General features: G+C 62.4%; 17 protein-coding genes and 1 tRNA gene. 8 read left to right on the top strand and 10 right to left on the bottom strand.

What is annotated here, in order from left to right; all coding sequences use genetic code 11:
* Nucleotides 1-4: 4 nt before the first annotated feature.
* Together RQX22_RS04705 and RQX22_RS04700 are read right to left on the bottom strand one after the other, a co-directional pair.
* Nucleotides 5-1,060, bottom strand: coding sequence for an efflux RND transporter periplasmic adaptor subunit (locus tag RQX22_RS04705; RefSeq protein WP_410001596.1), 1,056 nt, complete (start codon nt 1,058-1,060; stop codon nt 5-7).
* Between the two features lie 50 nt (nt 1,061-1,110).
* Nucleotides 1,111-1,845 (bottom strand): TlyA family RNA methyltransferase, encoded by a 735-nt coding sequence (locus RQX22_RS04700; RefSeq protein WP_315724127.1) that lies wholly within the window; start codon nt 1,843-1,845, stop codon nt 1,111-1,113.
* 73 nt (nt 1,846-1,918) lie between these two features.
* Between RQX22_RS04700 and RQX22_RS04695 the strand changes: the two genes are divergently transcribed.
* A complete protein-coding gene (locus RQX22_RS04695; protein WP_315724125.1) occupies nt 1,919-2,338 on the top strand; it encodes a DUF6766 family protein in 420 nt (139 codons plus the stop codon).
* A 515-nt stretch (nt 2,339-2,853) separates the two neighbouring features.
* Here RQX22_RS04695 and dxs read toward each other — a convergent pair.
* From dxs to RQX22_RS04680, 3 genes are all read right to left on the bottom strand, one after another.
* Nucleotides 2,854-4,779 (bottom strand): 1-deoxy-D-xylulose-5-phosphate synthase, encoded by a 1,926-nt coding sequence (gene dxs, locus RQX22_RS04690; protein WP_315724123.1) that lies wholly within the window; start codon nt 4,777-4,779, stop codon nt 2,854-2,856.
* Between the two features lie 79 nt (nt 4,780-4,858).
* Nucleotides 4,859-5,320: a Fur family transcriptional regulator gene (locus RQX22_RS04685; RefSeq protein WP_315724121.1), complete on the bottom strand. Its 462-nt coding sequence runs from the start codon at nt 5,318-5,320 to the stop codon at nt 4,859-4,861.
* A 92-nt stretch (nt 5,321-5,412) separates the two neighbouring features.
* Nucleotides 5,413-5,781, bottom strand: coding sequence for a MerC domain-containing protein (locus tag RQX22_RS04680; RefSeq protein ID WP_315724599.1), 369 nt, complete (start codon nt 5,779-5,781; stop codon nt 5,413-5,415).
* A gap of 145 nt (nt 5,782-5,926) precedes the next feature.
* On the opposite strand from RQX22_RS04680, the gene RQX22_RS04675 reads away from it, so the two are divergent.
* The 4 genes from RQX22_RS04675 (at nt 5,927) to rpsI (ending at nt 8,485) form a co-directional block, all read left to right on the top strand.
* Nucleotides 5,927-6,976 (top strand): COX15/CtaA family protein, encoded by a 1,050-nt coding sequence (locus RQX22_RS04675; protein ID WP_315724119.1) that lies wholly within the window; start codon nt 5,927-5,929, stop codon nt 6,974-6,976.
* Nucleotides 6,973-7,293: a divalent-cation tolerance protein CutA gene (gene cutA / locus RQX22_RS04670; RefSeq protein WP_315724117.1), complete on the top strand. Its 321-nt coding sequence runs from the start codon at nt 6,973-6,975 to the stop codon at nt 7,291-7,293. Before RQX22_RS04675 ends, cutA begins: the two co-directional genes overlap by 4 nt.
* A gap of 122 nt (nt 7,294-7,415) precedes the next feature.
* The gene (gene rplM, locus RQX22_RS04665; RefSeq protein ID WP_315724115.1) at nt 7,416-7,895 is read left to right on the top strand and encodes a 50S ribosomal protein L13; all 480 of its coding nucleotides are present in this window, start codon (nt 7,416-7,418) and stop codon (nt 7,893-7,895) included.
* Nucleotides 7,895-8,485 carry a 30S ribosomal protein S9 gene (gene rpsI / locus RQX22_RS04660; protein WP_315724113.1) on the top strand — a complete coding sequence of 197 codons (591 nt, stop codon included), beginning with the start codon at nt 7,895-7,897 and terminating at the stop codon, nt 8,483-8,485. The genes rplM and rpsI overlap by 1 nt, the downstream gene beginning before the upstream one ends.
* A gap of 193 nt (nt 8,486-8,678) precedes the next feature.
* Here the strand turns inward: rpsI and RQX22_RS04655 are convergent, their stop codons facing one another.
* The 3 genes from RQX22_RS04655 to RQX22_RS04645 are packed head-to-tail and all read right to left on the bottom strand — an operon-like array spanning nt 8,679 to nt 11,738.
* A complete protein-coding gene (locus RQX22_RS04655; RefSeq protein ID WP_315724111.1) occupies nt 8,679-10,229 on the bottom strand; it encodes a DHA2 family efflux MFS transporter permease subunit in 1,551 nt (516 codons plus the stop codon).
* A gap of 1 nt (nt 10,230) precedes the next feature.
* Nucleotides 10,231-11,298, bottom strand: a complete 1,068-nt coding sequence (locus RQX22_RS04650; RefSeq protein ID WP_315724109.1) for an HlyD family secretion protein — start codon at nt 11,296-11,298, stop codon at nt 10,231-10,233.
* Nucleotides 11,295-11,738 (bottom strand): MarR family winged helix-turn-helix transcriptional regulator, encoded by a 444-nt coding sequence (locus RQX22_RS04645; RefSeq protein ID WP_315724107.1) that lies wholly within the window; start codon nt 11,736-11,738, stop codon nt 11,295-11,297. The genes RQX22_RS04650 and RQX22_RS04645 overlap by 4 nt, the downstream gene beginning before the upstream one ends.
* 324 nt (nt 11,739-12,062) lie before the next feature.
* Between RQX22_RS04645 and bla the strand changes: the two genes are divergently transcribed.
* Together bla and RQX22_RS04635 are read left to right on the top strand one after the other, a co-directional pair.
* Nucleotides 12,063-13,007 (top strand): class A beta-lactamase, encoded by a 945-nt coding sequence (gene bla, locus RQX22_RS04640; protein ID WP_315724105.1) that lies wholly within the window; start codon nt 12,063-12,065, stop codon nt 13,005-13,007.
* Nucleotides 13,008-13,338: 331 nt separating this feature from the next.
* Nucleotides 13,339-13,412, top strand: a tRNA-Gly gene (locus tag RQX22_RS04635).
* A 13-nt stretch (nt 13,413-13,425) separates the two neighbouring features.
* On the opposite strand, the gene RQX22_RS04630 is transcribed toward RQX22_RS04635, so the two are convergent.
* Both RQX22_RS04630 and RQX22_RS04625 read right to left on the bottom strand, forming a co-directional pair.
* Nucleotides 13,426-14,595, bottom strand: coding sequence for a DSD1 family PLP-dependent enzyme (locus RQX22_RS04630; protein ID WP_315724103.1), 1,170 nt, complete (start codon nt 14,593-14,595; stop codon nt 13,426-13,428).
* 158 nt (nt 14,596-14,753) lie between these two features.
* Nucleotides 14,754-15,512, bottom strand: coding sequence for a competence/damage-inducible protein A (locus tag RQX22_RS04625; protein WP_315724101.1), 759 nt, complete (start codon nt 15,510-15,512; stop codon nt 14,754-14,756).
* A gap of 104 nt (nt 15,513-15,616) precedes the next feature.
* On the opposite strand from RQX22_RS04625, the gene map reads away from it, so the two are divergent.
* Nucleotides 15,617-16,447 (top strand): type I methionyl aminopeptidase, encoded by an 831-nt coding sequence (map, locus tag RQX22_RS04620; RefSeq protein WP_315724099.1) that lies wholly within the window; start codon nt 15,617-15,619, stop codon nt 16,445-16,447.
* Nucleotides 16,448-16,551: the final 104 nt, after the last annotated feature.

The raw sequence follows: 16,551 nt of genomic DNA, 5'->3' as shown, positions 1-16,551 counted from the left end.
CTGTCTAGCCGCCGGCCGCGGGCATCTGTTTGCCGACCGGGCGGGGGGCGGCAGCGGCGGCAAGCCGTACCTTCATCCCATCCGATAGTTTGGCTACGCCTTCCGTGACGATCCGCTGGCCCGGACGGAGCCCCTCCACGATCTCGATCTTCCCTTCGGATCTGAGGCCCGTTCTGACCTCGGTTCGTTTCACCGTGCCGTCCCTGCCAAGCACATAGACGAAACGGGAATCTCCCTGGCCGATCACGGCAAGCTCCGGTACGCCTACAGCGACCCTGGAGGCCGTTTCGATCGTGACTGCCAGAAGCATGCCGGGCTTCAGCTTCGCGTCGGGATTAGGCAGATGGGCACGAACGGTGACGGCTCGCGTGTTCGGGTCCACCACGGTGTCGATATTGGCTATCTGGCCGCGAAACGGCTGATCGGGATAAGCTGCGGCGCGCGCCACTATCGTCTGGCCCGGCCGAATGGCGGAAAGCGACGTTTCCGGAACCGGGAAATCCAGCTTGATGGTGCGGATGTCGCTGATCGTCGCAATCTCCGTTCCGGCCGAGACGATCGCACCCGGGGAGATGTTTCGAAGCGAGACCCAACCGGCAAAGGGGGCGGTGATCACGCGGTCGCCGACTGTCGCGCGCGCCTGTGCGGCCTGCGCTTTCGCGGCTGCGGCGGTCGCCTCCTGGGCTTCGTAATTCGACCGGGTGGCAAAGCCCCGCTCCTTGAGTTCGGTAACCCTTTCAAGTTGCTGACCCGCCTCGCGGGCGCGCGCCTGCGCTTCCGCGAGCTGGGCATTTTCCTGGCCCTGGGCGAGTACAGCAACCACCTGACCAGCACGAACAAAACTTCCGTCGTCAAAGCCCAAGCGCACGATCCGCTCCGTCACCGGCGCGGACAATGTAACCTGTTCATTGGCGACGCCCGTACCGACCGCCTCGATCGTCTCCGCGAAACGCGCGGTGACGGCGGGCGCGACCGTCACCAGCGGCGGCATCAGGCCTGCTTTCTGCGCGTCGCCCTGGCCGCAGGCTGCGACGAGGGCGAGCAGCGACAATATAATCAAAGATTTGAATGGGCGCGCGGAAAGGCCGCAAGATTGCAGCCCCGATCCGCTCAGGCGCGCTGTGCAGCGAGTAGAAACTCTCTATTCCCTTCAGGTCCCCGGATCGGACTCTCGATGATCCCGTTGACGTTCCACCCCTGCGCCTCCGCCCATAGCGAAGCCTGCGCACAGACTCTAGCATGAATCGCAGGGTCCCGAACGACGCCGCCCTTGCCGATTTCACCACACTCCGCCTCGAATTGGGGCTTGATCAAAGCGATCAGCCGTCCACCCGGTCTGGCGAAGGCGAGCGCCTTGTCCAGCACCTTCGCCAGAGAGATGAAGCTCGCGTCGCAGGTGACGATGTCGACAGGCTCCGTGATTATGTCGGCCGTGAGGTAGCGGGCATTGGTCCGTTCATGGACAATGACCCTAGGATCCTGCCGCAACTTCCAGGCGAGTTGGTTGGTGCCAACGTCCACGGCGAAGACCCTGGCCGCCCCGCGCTGCAGCAGCACATCGGTGAAGCCGCCGGTGGACGCGCCGACGTCGAGCGCCACCGCATTCGTCACCTCCCAGCCGAAATGATCGAGTCCATGCGCCAGCTTCACGCCGCCGCGAGAGACCCAGGGATGAACGCGTCCGCGCACCTCGATCCGCGCGTCGCCGGCAAGCATCTGGCCGGCCTTGTCGATCCGCCGCTCGGCGGAAAAGACAAGGCCGGCCAGGATCAGAGCCTGGGCCTTGGCCCTGCTATCAGCGAGGCCGCGCTCGACGAGGAGCTGATCGGAACGGATTTTGTTCATGGGAGGCGGGGAACCCGCATTAAGTTGCTCACGTTTCACATCCGAAAGAGTCCATCCCGACAGGAGCAAGCTCATGAAACCCGGTCTTTTCAAGAAATATGCTTATGCATGGATCACGATGGCCTTCTTTCTCGGCTCGCTTTTGCTGCATTGGCTTTTTGGCTGGTATGCGTTCGTCGAAGAGGCGGCCGACCATGGGCAGAAGACCGAGATCTCCAGCTATCTCATCGAGATGGGACGCGACACTTTCGAGAATTGGCAATCTGAATTCCTCCAGCTGCTATGGCAGGTCTGCGGTCTCGCATATTTCCTTTATCTGGGATCGCCGAGCTCGAAAGAGAATGACGATCGCATGGAAGCGAAGATAGATGCCTTGATCCGCCTTACCGGCGGCGACAAGGCCGAACAGCTGATAGAAGCTCTCGATGGGCGCTTTTTTCGCCACAACGGCCATCCCAAACCTCATGCTCATGGCGAGCCGCCGATCGTCTAGCCTACCACCTCCACCTTGGGTGCAGTGCAACGGAATCGTGTGTGATTGCGGTACCAGCCACTCCTATATCAGCTGTTTCACATATGCTGCAGCGCACAAATTATTGACGTGACTGGATAATCTGAGACGATTGCAATTTCTGCATTCGTCTTCTCTACCTTTGCAGTTGAGAAAAGATCGACCCGAAGCCAGATAGGCCCTCGGGAAACGAAGCGATCCCGACTCAAAGACAAAGGAAGAATGCAATGCGCATCGTGGAATTGACGACAGCCAGCCTTATCGCCCTGGCCCAGACGCTCGTTGTCGCCGCACTCCTGATCTGAACCTGATCCTCAGCGGAGGAGCAATATGCGCTCGCCGTTGATGTGGATCAGGCTCCTCAGACCGGAACCTTGATCCACGCCTCAGGCTGAGCCGTGATCAAATGCCGGCCATCGAGCCAGACAGAAAGCCGTCGGTTTCCGGCGGCTTTCGCTTTTCTCGAGTCCAGGCTGCTGCAAGCGCAATGCCTGGGGTCAGGCCCTTGCGCCCTCGACGACGCCCACACTGTTGATGCGAAGCGCCTTCAATACTGTTCCGACAATGCCGTCGGCGTCGAGCCCGGCGTCCGCATATTGCTTTTCGGGCTTGTCCTGATCCTGAAACAGATCCGGCAGGCGCATCGTGCGCAACTTGAGGCCGGCATCGATCAGACCCTGATCGCTTGCCATCGTCAGCACATGAGCCCCGAAGCCGCCGACAGCTGCCTCTTCCACAGTCACGGCGACCTCATGGCTCGTCAGCAGGCGGCGAATCAGCTGCTCGTCGAGCGGCTTTGCGAAGCGCAGATCGGCCACCGTGGCAGACAGGCCCATGCTTTCTAGGATGTCGGCTGCCTTTTCCGCTTCCCGGAGGCGCGTGCCAAGCGACAGGATCGCCACCTTCTTGCCCTCGCGCACAATTCGGCCCTTGCCGATCTCCAGCCGCTCGGGGCTTGTCGGGAGCGCGACCCCAACACCGTTGCCGCGCGGATAACGCAATGCGATTGGCCCTTGGTCGTGAAGCGCCATAGTATGCACCATATGGACGAGCTCGACTTCGTCGGCTGCCGCCATCACCACGAAATTGGGCAAGGTACACAGATAAGCGAGATCGAAGCTGCCGGCATGTGTCGCGCCGTCAGCGCCGACAAGGCCTGCGCGGTCGAGACCGAAGCGCACAGGCAGATTCTGGATCGCGACGTCATGGACCACCTGGTCATAGGCCCGCTGCAAGAAGGTCGAATAGATGGCGCAAAACGGGCGATAGCCCTGGGCGGCGAGCCCGGCGGCGAAGGTGACGGCATGCTGTTCGGCGATACCAACGTCGAACATGCGCTCGGGAAAACGCGCTCCGAACTTGTCGAGCCCTGTTCCGGACGGCATCGCGGCGGTGATCGCCACGACCTTTTCGTCGCGCTCGGCCTCGCCGATCAGTGCCTTGGCGAAGACATTGGTGTAGCTGGGCGGACCCGGCTCGGCCTTGGCCTGCTCGCCCGATATGATGTCGAACTTCTGGACGCCGTGATATTTGTCGGCCGCCGCCTCGGCCGGGGCATAGCCCTTGCCCTTCTTGGTCACGACATGGACCAGCATAGGCCCTTCGTCCGCGTCGCGCACATTTTCCAGGATGTGGACCAGCCGCTCGACATTATGGCCGTCGACCGGGCCGACATAGTAGAAGCCGAGCTCTTCGAAGAGGGTGCCTCCGGTCGCCATTCCCCGCGCATATTCCTCCACCTTGCGGGCCGCATTGTGGAGCGGTTCCGGCAGCTTGCGGGCGAATCGCTGCGCCAGCTGCCGGACGGTCAGATATTTTCCGGACGAAACGAGACGCGCCAGATAATGGGAAAGCCCGCCCACGGGCGGCGCGATCGACATGTCATTGTCGTTCAGGATGACGATGAGCCGGTTGCCCGCCGCCTGGGCATTGTTCATCGCCTCATAGGCCATGCCGGCGCTCATCGCACCGTCGCCGATCACCGCAATCGCCTTGCCGGGTGCGCCACCCAATTTGTTGGCGATCGCAAAGCCGAGCGCGGCCGAGATCGAGGTCGAGCTGTGCGCGGCGCCGAACGGATCATATTCGCTCTCGTCCCGCTTCGTGAAACCACTGAGGCCGCCACCCATTCTCAAGGTGCGGATGCGGTCGCGACGACCCGTGAGGATCTTATGGGGATAGCATTGGTGGCCCACATCCCAGATCAGCCGGTCGCGCGGCGTATCGAACACGTAATGGAGCGCGACGGTCAGTTCGACCACGCCGAGGCCAGCGCCCAGATGGCCGCCCGTGACAGAGACGGCGGATATCACTTCCGCTCTCAATTCTTCGGCCAGTTGAGGAAGCTGTTCGGAGGTCAACCGGCGCAGGTCGTCCGGACCGTGAACGGTATCGAGCATGGGTGTTTCCGGGCGTTCGGTCATTGCGGGGCTTCAGGGCTCCATGCTCATCATCAACGGTCCGTGGCAGCGTTAGCGTAGCCGCATCCGCCTGTCGAACCCTTCACCCAGCTTCGCAATCGCCACAACGTCCCCTGACTTCGATCACCGGCCGATCCGGCGAGAATCCCGCCTGGCGCGCCGCCGCCCGGACACCGCTCGACAGCTTATCGTCGTCGATATGGGTTGCCTGTCCGCAATGGTCGCAGATCAGGAAAATGCAGTCGTGGAGGCAATCCGGATGATCGTTGGCCACGTAGGCATTAGCGCTTTCCACCCGCCGGGCGAGGTTCGCGCTCACGAACAAATCCAGGATCCTGTATACGCTGTTCGCCGCGACCCTTCGGCCTTGGGCCTGACTGACCTTGTCGGCGATGTCGTAAGCGGAGGCCGGCTTGTCGAAGCTGGCCAGCGCGTCGAACACAGCCGCCCGCATCGCTGTCCATTGTTCGCCCGAGCGAACCATCGTCGATGCTGCCGCGCCGGCAAGCGAGTCGCCTTCGTGGCTGTGATGGACATGAACCATGAGCGTGGATTTAAGCCCTTTCAGGTCTCGGAACAAGGGACGACCCACCCACGCGGGTTCTGACCGTCCGCCTGGGTTCGGGGGTCCCGATCCTAAATGACCGCCCGGCGATTGAGATCGTGGCCCAAGGCCAGGATCAACACGCCGAGGACCGTATAGGCGACCTCCGCGCCGCCATGCGGAAGCGTCAGGGATCCGGCCATCACGCCAAGCCCCATGCCGCCAACCGAAGACGGCATCATGAATCCATGTTCGGCAATGCCGCGGCCCAAGGCGACGACACCCAGAAAAATAGCAAGGCTGAGACCAAGCTCATGCACCATGGGAGAGACCAGAAGGCCGCCCGCCGAGGCCAGCAAGGCAAGAAAGATGGCACTGGCCAGACAATGGACAAGGCAAAGGCCAGACAAACCGATCGCAAGCCGGTCCATCGCTCCATTGCGCATCACATTGGCAAACATCGCGGTCCCGATTCCCTGTCTGGTGCGTCTTATAAGCACCAAACAGTAAAGATACAACATAACATCTAGCGAAAAATTGTGTCCGATCCGGATCAAATCGCGATCCGCATTGGCAAGGGAAGCAATCGCCGCCATAGCGCCGCTCATGGCCTCACAGGCACAGATCGAAGCGCCGGTCATGCGACCGGTCCACCCTGCCCCGCTGGCGGCTTGGCTGTTCTTCGTCGCTGCCCTGGTTCTCGCGATGATCGTGGTCGGAGGCATCACCCGCCTCACCGAATCCGGCCTGTCGATAGTCCATTGGGAACCGATCAAGGGCGCCATCCCGCCGCTCAACCAGGAGCAATGGCAGCAAGCATTCGACGCCTATCGGCAAAGCCCGCAATACCAGCTGGTCAACAGCGGAATGAGCCTTGCCGAATTCAAGAACATCTTCTTCTGGGAATATGTGCATCGCCTGCTGGGCCGCATCATCGGCCTGGCCTTCGCCTTGCCGCTCTTGTGGTTCGCCGTGCGCCGCCGCATCCCCGCCGGGTTCGGCTGGAAGCTCATCATCCTGCTCGCCCTTGGCGGTCTGCAGGGAGTGATTGGCTGGTGGATGGTGGCGTCCGGCCTGGTCGAGCGGCCGGAGGTGAGTCACATTCGACTTGCCGTCCATCTGCTGACCGCCTTGCTCATCTTCGGCTCCCTGATCTGGGTCGGCCTCGACCTGCGGCGCCTCGGCCGCATCGCCGAGGCCAGGCCGGCGAGGATGCCGACGCTGGCGATCTGGATATTGTCCCTCCTAGCCCTGCAATATCTGTTCGGGGCCTATACTGCCGGCCTCGAGGCGGGCTATGCCTTTTCGAGCTGGCCCAAAATGGGGGACCAATGGTTCCCCGCCGAGACGCCGATGCTGACGCCCATGCTCCGCAACTTCGTCGACAATCCGATCGTCGTCCAATTCGTGCATCGATGGCTCGCCTGGATCGTCGCGGCGGCTGCATTCCTGCTTGCCCGCGCGGCCTGGAGGCAGGGTGACAGGAAAATCGCGACGGCGGTGGTCGCGGCCGTGCTGATCCAGATCCTGCTCGGCATCTTTACCCTGCTCAGCGGCGTCGACCTTTGGATCGCTGTCGCCCACCAGGGCATGGCCGCCGTGCTGCTTGGTTCGATCATCGCCGCAGCGCATAGGCTGGGGAGCCGCACGGCGTGAGCGAGATCGTCAGCGTCTACGCGACCTTCGCCAGCGTGGAGGAGGCACGCAGCGTCGGGCGATCGCTGGTGGAGGAAAGGCTGGCTGCCTGCATCAACCTGCTGGGAACCTGCCATTCGATATATCGCTGGCACGGCAAGGTCGAAGAGGCCGAGGAGGTAGCAGCGATCTTCAAGACCACGGCCGGGCAGGCGCCGCTCCTCATCGCGCGCCTGGGTCAACTCTATAGCTACGAATCACCAGCGGCAGTGGTGTGGCCAATTTCGGAGGCTTCCGAAGCGTACCGCTTATGGGTGATCGAAAATAGTGGAAGGTAATATGTTACCGCCCAGCAAACACCCGCTTTTACTTGACTTCTTGGGCCTCCTTTGTCATTTGCCCGCCACCAGCGCCGCTCCCTGACGGGGCGGCGTCGTTCATTTACAAGAGGTCCGGGCCCATGAAGGCGCTGATGAAGACCACCAAATCGGCCAAGCCGGCCGAGGTGGAGAAGAAATGGCATCTGATCGATGCCGAAGGTCTGGTGGTCGGGCGCCTTGCCACGATCGTCGCAAACATTCTGCGCGGCAAGCATAAGCCGAGCTACACCCCCCATGTCGATTGCGGTGACCATGTCGTCGTCATCAACGCCGACAAGGTGCGGTTCACCGGCAAGAAGCTGTCCGACAAGGTCTATTACCGCCACACCGGCTATATCGGCGGCATCAAGGGCGTTACCGCAGCGAAAATACTCGAGGGACGCTTCCCCGAGCGGGTGCTCGAAAAGGCGGTCGAACGCATGATCCCTCGCGGCCCGCTCGGTCGTGACCAGATGCGGGCGCTTCACCTCTATTCCGGCACCGAGCATCCGCACGGTGGCCAGTCTCCCGAACTTCTCGATGTCGCGGCCATGAACCGCAAGAACAAGGTGGGTGCCTGATGTCAGACAACCGTCAATCGCTTTCCGATCTTGCCGCGCTGACCGAGGGCGGCCAGGAAACGCCGGCACCCGCGCCAGCAGCCGCAGCCAACGAACAGGCCACGGAAGCTCCGGCTAAGCCTGCCGAGCCCGCCGACGACCATGGCGTTTCGACCCAGGGTCCGCAGATCCAGGCCGTGCTGCGCGAGCAACAGCTGGACAAGCAAGGCCGCGCTTATGCGACGGGCCGCCGCAAGGATGCCGTGGCGCGCGTCTGGCTGAAGCCCGGAACCGGCAAGATCGTCGTCAACGGCCGCGACCAGGAAGTCTATTTCGCCCGTCCGACCCTGCGGCTTGTCATCAACCAGGTGTTCGACATCACCGATCGCCGGGGTCAGTATGACGTTATCGCGACCGTCAAGGGCGGAGGTCTTTCCGGTCAAGCGGGCGCTGTCCGCCACGGCATCAGCACGGCGCTGACCCGCTATGAGCCGTCACTCCGCACCACCGTCAAGCGCGAGGGTTTCCTGACCCGGGATCCGCGCGTGGTCGAGCGTAAGAAGTACGGCAAGGCGAAGGCGCGCCGTTCCTTCCAGTTCTCGAAGCGTTAAGCGACCTTTCGTCCGTTTGGACGGACGCCGGACGGAGACCCCGGAAGCATGCTTCCGGGGTCTTTTTCGTGCGCAACCGGACATTCGAATTGAGGCTGATCCATGTCACGCTCTCGGCACTTCGGCACTGGCCGCATTTCTTTCGTAATCATCCTTGGCGTCTCGGGCGTGCAATATGCGAGCGACGCTCGGCTCAGTCCGCCACTGCGGGTGGACCCGAAGCAGATCTCGAGGGCCTGCGCAGCAATAAGACGAGCGGTAAGGCGGCCAGCGTCACCAGCATCATCAGATGGAAATCGTCGAGATAGGCGATCATCAGCGCCTGCCGGTTAATCTCGAGATCGAGTAAGGCCGCCGCCGTGTCGCCGGCGCCGCCCAGCCTTTCACCAAGCCACTGCCCCGCCTGGGCAAGCGTATACGGGGAAATTGCGGCGGTCAGATCCGAATGACTGACCTGGAGATTACGTGCCAACAGCGCCGTCACCAGCGAGATACCGATCGAACCACCAATGTTGCGGGACAGATTCAGCAGGCTGGCCGCGGTCGTCCGATATTGCGTCGGCAAGGAGGCGAAGGCGAGCGACTGAAGCGGTACGAAGATCAGGCCGAGGCCCAGGCCCTGGACAATTCCGCTGACGATGACAGGTGTCGAATCCATCACCAGGGTGAAGCCGGACATCTGCCACAGCGAGAGGCTCATCAGCGCCATGCCAGTGAAGATCAGGTAGCGCGCATCGACCCTGTCCGCGAGCCGACCGGCAAGCATCATCGAGATCAGGGTGCCGATGCCGCGGGGCGCGGTCAGGAAGCCTGAATCGAGCACCGAATAGCCCAGCAGGTGCTGGAGCAAAGGCGGAAGCAAGGCGAGGCCTGCCAGCAGCAATACGCCAGTGATGGCCATGAACAGGAGCGACACCGCAAAGGTGCGGTCGGTGAACATGCGCGGATCGAACAAGGGGTTACGCGCCGTGGCGAGATGGACAGCGAACATCCAGCCGCACGACAAGGCCAGGCCGGCCTCCAACCAGATTTCCCAGGAGTCGAACCAATCGAGCTGCTGTCCGCGATCGAGCATCATCTGCAGGCTGCCAAGCGCAAGTGCCAGCAAGGCGAAGCCGAGCAGATCGAACCGGCGCTTCCGAACCTGTGTGCCCGGCATGAAACGGATCAGCATCAAGGCGCAGATGATTCCGACCGGCAGGTTGACCAGAAACACCCAGCGCCAGTTGAAGCTTTCGGTCAGCCAACCGCCCAAGATCGGCCCCAGGATCGGGCCGATCATGACGCCCATGCCGAAAATCGCCATGGCCTTGGCATGGCGCTCCTGCGGATTGATATCGAACATGACCGCCTGCGCGATCGGCAATAGAAAAGCGCCCGCCACGCCCTGGATGGCGCGGAACAATACCATTTCCGGAAGGCTCTGCGCCGCCGCGCACAGCACGGAGGCCGCGGTGAAAGCGATGACCGCCCAAACGAACAGGCGCTTGCGCCCCACCCGGTCGGCGAGCCATCCGGTGATGGGAATGGCGATGGCAGCGGCCACGATATAAGAGGTCAGCACCCAATTGATGGTTTCCTGAGTGGCGCTCATGCTCGCCATCATGTGCGGCAACGCAACATTTGCGATCGTGGTATCGAGCACCTGCAGCAGCACCGCCATCATCAGGGCGATGGTGACGATTGCATGTTCGAAGCGGCCGAGCCTCAAGGGCGGCAGGGGCGGAGCGACGGCCGTCGCCATGTCAGCGTCGGCTTGCGAAGTGTCTGCCGCCGGGCGATTCCCTCGTGTCGATCGAGACGTCGGCGGAAAGGCCAGCCAGCAAAGGCCTCCCCGGATCGCCGTCGATCGCGATCCGCACCGGAACCCGCTGGGTCACCTTCACCCAATTGCCCGAAGCATTCTGCGCGGGCAGCACTGAAAATTCTGAACCGGTGCCCCGGCCGATGCTGGCAACGTGGCCGCGCACCTTGAGGCTCGGATAGGCATCGAGATGAACTTCGGCCGGTTGGCCCACCATCATCTTGTCGAGATCGGTTTCCTTGTAATTGGCCTCCACCCACGCTTCATCGCTTCGAATGAGGGTGACCATCGGCAGGCCGGGCACGACGGCAGTACCGACCTGCAGTCGCTCGGTCTGGCTCACATAGCCGTCAGAAGGCGCGCGTATCTCGGTCCGCTTCAGATCGAGCAATGCCTTGTCGCGGGCAGCAAGAGCAGCGGCGATCGTCGGCTGAACCGAGGATCCGCCCTGTCGCAGCGCCGCCTGCTTGATATCGGCCTCGCCGCGGGCGTTGGAAAGCCGCTCCCTTGCCTCCTGAACATCATGCTGGGCCTCGTCGTAACGGGCGCGGGTCGTGAAGCCGCGCTCCAGAAGCTCGGCCTGACGCTGAAAGGCACGTTCGGCAAATTCGAGATTGGCGGTCGCGCCATGAATGTCGGCCCCAGTGCTCGCCTTTTCGGCCTGAAGCATGCCCACCTGAACCTGCGCCGCCGCTACCTGCGCTTCGGCCTGAGCCAGGGCTATGCGGAAGGGGCGCGGATCGACGCGGAACAGCAGGTCGCCCTTCTTCACGCGCTGGTTCTCGCGCACGCCGACCTCGATGATCGGTCCGGCCACTTCGGCGCTGATCGATGCCTTGTCCTGCTGAATATAGGCATTGTCGGTGGAAACATATCGTCCGGATGTGAGCCACAAATAGGCGCCGACCATCGCCACCAGCACCGGCACCGAGAGCATCAATACCAACCGCATTCGCCCTTTTCGGGCCGGTTGGATCGCACCCCCGGCCGCCGCGATCGCCCCCTTCATGATGCTTTCCGCGCGTTTACGGCCTTGCCGGCGATGTTCGCCCGCACCCGTGCCAAAATATCCAAAGCCAGAACCTGATCCTCGTCACGCACTCCATCCAGCGCGTCGCCGAGAAAATCCGCCGCGAGCAAACGCAGGCTTTCGATCAGCGGCCCGGCCGCGGGCGTCAGATGAATCCGCCACGCGCGCCGATCTTCCTCGTCACGGCGACGTTCGACGAGGCCTGCCTCCGACAGACGATCGACCATTCGACAAAGCGTGATCGGCTCCACATCCAGGGCCTCCGCAAGCTCGACCTGCCGCGGGCCGTCCTGGCGGCCCAATCTCGCAAGCACGCGCCATTGCGCCCTGGTGACGCCGAGTGTGGCGGCACGCCGGTCGAAAGCCCGACGCAAGACCTGCGCGGTCTCAGCGACCTCGAAGGCGAAGTTCCTGTCCATGACGCGCAGATAATAAGCATGCTTACTATATGCAAGCTCGGAACCAGCAAATCTGCTTGCCCGCAGGGGATAGGATACGACCTCGCAGGCAACATTTTTCCGATGAAGATTGAAAGCCTCCGTCGAGCGGCCTAACCTGTTCGGAGGGCTTCGGCGGGCCGCGGGCCGACACGTTGCCTCACGGATAATGAACTAAACATAATAACAGCTTAGGGGAAAATCATGCGCATCCATGCCTGGAGACAACTTTCGACTTCTTTGCTCATGGCGCCCTTGTTTTTAGCGACACCCTTGCAGCCCGTCCTTGCCCAGTCAGGAACCACCGTGGCCGAACAGGCCGCGCCGAGCGTTGCGCGCCTGCAGAGCGAGATCGCGCGACTGGCGACGGCCGCCAAGGGCGTCGTCGGCGTATCCGCCTGGCGTCTCGATGGGCGAGGACCGCGCATCGCCCTCAATGCAGAGCAGAGATATCCGTTGGCGAGTACCTTCAAGGTTGCTGTCGCCGGCGCGATCATGGCCAGAATAGATCGCGGCGAGTTGACGCTCGGCCAGATGATCGAGGTGGACCCCGACAAATATGCATCTTCCCCGGTTATCGCGGAGGAATTGATCCACCCGGGCGTGAGCCTTTCCGTCCACAACCTCCTTGAACTGATGATCACCCACAGCGACAATACGGCGACGGACGTGCTGACCGAGCTCGCCGGCGGTCCCGCCGGGGCGACAGCCTGGCTGCGCGCGCAAGGCATCACCGACCAACGCATCGACCGCGACACCAGAGCCCTGCTGCGCGACTTTTTCGGCTTGCCGGCCACCGGCCCGCTGGCAGAAGCGTTCGAAAGAGCAGCCAAAGCCGATCCGAGCCTCGGGGAACGAAGCTCCCGACCTTTTCCGGCCTTCGACAATGACGTCCGCGACACCTCGACGCCCGAAGCGATGGCGAACCTGCTCACCCGCATTTTCAGCGGCAAGGCGCTCAAGCCTGCGAGCACCAAAGTTCTCACCGACATCATGGAACGCACCAAGACCGGCAAGACGCGCCTGAAGGGACTCCTGCCGGAAGGCACCGTCGTCGCCCACAAGACCGGAACGATTGGCGGCACGGTCAATGATGCCGGCGTCATCACGCTTCCGGGCGAAGCGGGCCAAATCGTCATCGCCGTCTATATCAAGAAAGGGGAAGCCCCGACGCCCGTTCGAGAACGCACGATCGCCGAAATCGCGCGGGCTGTATATGATTACTATCTCTTCTCCGCGCCGGGCGACTAAGTTCCAACGATCGGCTGCGGCGTCGAATCATTGCCGTCGAATTGGTGGGAACATGCGCCGGCCGAAGATCCATGGGATTGGCCAGGGAGCGGATATGAACAACGGCGTGACCGAGAAAGGGATCGGGAGCAATGCCGCCGATCCTCCGGGAGGGCTCAGGCATGAAGAGATCCTGATGCTCGACGCAAAGAATCGCTGTCGTCCGGGAACCGCTACGTTGACCAGGCGCAGGTTGATGTGGCACTTGGCGCGCGGATCGGACGGCGTGGGAAAAACCCCCTGCAAGACGGTCCGCACGACGCCTGGAATATTCTAGATATTCCAGCATCTTGCGGGTGTAGCTCAATGGCAGAGCAGAAGCTTCCCAAGCTTACGACGAGGGTTCGATTCCCTTCACCCGCTCCACCGGATTTCTACCTCACCAGCCGCCGAAACGCGGACAGATCGCCGACACTGGCGTGCCTGCTGCGTCCACAACATGATAGCAGTCGTGCTGTGAGGCGGTGGCGCAGGCATGGTTCGGCAGGATCAGGATATGGGCCCCGATCGGAAGATCGGGCAAGGACGCGCTGCTGCCGGCGCGAAGGCTGACGACGCCATGTTCCTGGTTCGTGTCGACAACGACCAAGTCCGGATAGGGAATTCCATCCAGATCGCAGACCAGACCATATCCCTGGTCGACCTCCTGCCCTGCCGTTCCCCGGTCGCGTGACAGGGCCATCCAGCCCGCATCGATGATCAGAAGGTTCCGATCGGGACGACGGCCAACGACGGTGGCGAGCACCGCGAGCGCGATATCTTCAATTTTGCAAACGCCGATCCCCGCCATCACCAGGTCGAAGAAGATATAGACGCCGGCGCGCACTTCGGTGACCCCGGTCAAATCTCGCGCGAAATGCGCAGTGGGCGTGGAACCGACGCTCACGACCGGACACGGCAATCCCGCATCGCGTAACGTCGCGGCGCATGAAACCGCCGCCGCCCGCTCTTGTTCAGCCATGGCTTCCAACGCGGCGATGCCTTTGCAGTGATAGCTTTCGCCCGCATGGGTGAGCACGCCGCGCAATTCGGCACCGCCCTCATGCACCGCGCGACCGACAGCCGTCAGCATTTCGCGATCTTCGGGTCGGATCCCCGCACGGTGGCCATCGCTGTCGATTTCGATCAGGACCGGGATCGGATCTCCTCCGGCGGACGCCGCCGCGACGGCTTCGGCCTGCTCGACCGAGTCGAGAATGATCGATAAATCCGTGCCGGCGCTTCGGAGGGCCTGCACGCGAGGCAGCTTTTGGGGCGCGATACCGACGGCGTACAGAATGTCCCGGACCCCCGCGGCGGCGAATTGCTCCGCTTCTTTCAAAGTCGATACGGCGGCGGGACCATAGGCACCGGGCATCGCCAGCCGTGCCACCTCGATCGACTTGCACGTCTTGAGATGCGGTCGCAGCGCGACGCCGAGCGCCCACAGATGGCCGTTGAGTCTCGCGATGTTCCGCTCGACCTTCGATCTGTTCAGCACGAGGCAGGGCGTCTCCAGATCCTCGATGGAGGTCGTCTGGGAAAGGTTACGGGTCAGGGTGTCGAGCATCGGACCTGCTTTTCTTGGCGTGGTTGGGAGGACGTTATCCGGCCGTTTGTAACACGCGCCGGGGCTACGGAATTCATTTGCCGGCCATAACGTTGGCAGGATATCAGTACAGGCTCCATCCATCTGGAAGCGGTGACGCGCGGAGTGTCCGGTGAGATTCAGATACCCCCGTCGGCGACGGCTCTTCCATCCGTTTCGAGGCGATGCATCAGATCGGCAACACAGGATTCAAGGGCAGCCGCGTCGGCGCTGCGAACGACAAAATTGGCGCCGACTTTGCCCTCTCGGAAAAAAGGGTAGCTGCCGATCTGACAGGCGTCATGCGCCCGTTCCGTCGCGCTGAGTATATCCGCAACTTCGCTCTCGGCTACCCAGCAGCCGAGCGTTCGCGACAGCAGTGGGCGCCCGCCCTCCAGCGTCCCCGAAAGCGCTTCCAGCATCAGGCTGGCGATGTGCGGCACACCAGCCAGAATGAATATGTTGCCGACGCGGATGCCTGGTGCTCCCGACATCGCGTTCTCGATAAGATCGGCCCCCTCGGGAACCCGGGCCATCCGGAGTCGCGCTTCGGTCATGCCGCCACGGCCCTCATAATAAGCTTCTAGCGCTGCCCTTGCCCTGGGATGGACGACGACGGGCAGGCCGAGTGCCGCCGCAACCGCATCGACGGTGATGTCGTCATGGGTAGGGCCGATGCCGCCGGTCGTGAACAGATAATCATTCTGCGCGCGCAAGGCGTTCACGGCCGCCCCGATCCGCGCCATATCGTCCGCGACGATCCGCACCTCCGCGAGCCTGATGCCTTGCAGGTTGAGCCAGACCGCGATCTGGGCGATGTTGCGATCCTGAGTGCGCCCCGACAGAATTTCGTCGCCGATGATCAGCAACCCGGCTGTCCAGATCCGATCCTTGTCCATGCCGTGGCCATAGAACTTGATCTTCGGCGGAGAAAGCGCTTCGTCGCCGGATGTGTCGGCTCATGGGCTCGCCAAGCCGCGAAGCCGCTATTATATAAGGCGATATGAACGAATATCGGAATATCGAACAGGACGAGTCGATTGTCGGCCGGAGCGGCGCGATCAAGCTGCATGGACCCGAAGGCTTTGCCGGGATGCGCGCCGCAGGCAGGCTGGCGGCCCAGGTGCTCGACGCGCTGGTACCACATGTCGTCCCTGGCGTCGCGACCCAGGAGATAGACGATATCGTCTATCGGCTGATGCGCGAAGGCGGCGGCGTGCCGGCCACATTGGGTTATCGCGGCTTCACCGGGAGCTGCTGCACCTCGATCAACCATGTCGTTTGCCACGGCATACCTGGCACCAAGACCCTGAAGGAGGGCGACATCGTCAATATCGATGTGACCGTGATCCTGGACGGATGGCACGGCGACACAAGCCGCATGTATCTGGTGGGCGACGTACCCATCAAGGCGCGCCGCCTGGTCGACGCAACTTATGAAGCCATGATGCGCGGCATTGCCGCCGCGCGACCCGGCAACCGCCTGGGCGATATCAGCCACGCCATCCAGAGCTTCGCGGAAGCCCAGCGCTATGGCGTCGTTCGCGACTTTTGCGGCCACGGCCTTGGCCGCCAGTTCCATGATGCGCCCGAAGTCGTCCACGCCGGCCAGCCGGGCACCGGGCCGGAATTGAAGCCCGGCATGTTCTTCACGATCGAGCCGATGATCAATATCGGCAAGCCGGCCTGCAAGATCCTGGACGATGGCTGGACCGCCGTCACCCGCGATCGTAGCCTCTCCGCCCAGTTCGAACATTCTGTGGGCATCACCGAAGAGGGTTGCGAGATTTTCACCAAAAGCCCTAAGGGGTTGGACAAGCCTCCTTATTCCTGAGGCGCCACCGCCTGTCGGCATTCCGGGCGGCGCGAAGGTCGTCAGGATACTGCAATCAGCTTGTCACAGAATTCTCTTCGATTATGCTGCGTCGCAGCAGATGG

It is taken from the genome of Sphingosinicella rhizophila (genome assembly GCF_032378825.1).
Classification (GTDB): Bacteria; Pseudomonadota; Alphaproteobacteria; order Sphingomonadales; family Sphingomonadaceae; genus Allosphingosinicella; species Allosphingosinicella rhizophila.
Note: the sequence above shows the minus strand (reverse complement) of the source record. Positions and strands in the feature narration are given on the sequence as shown.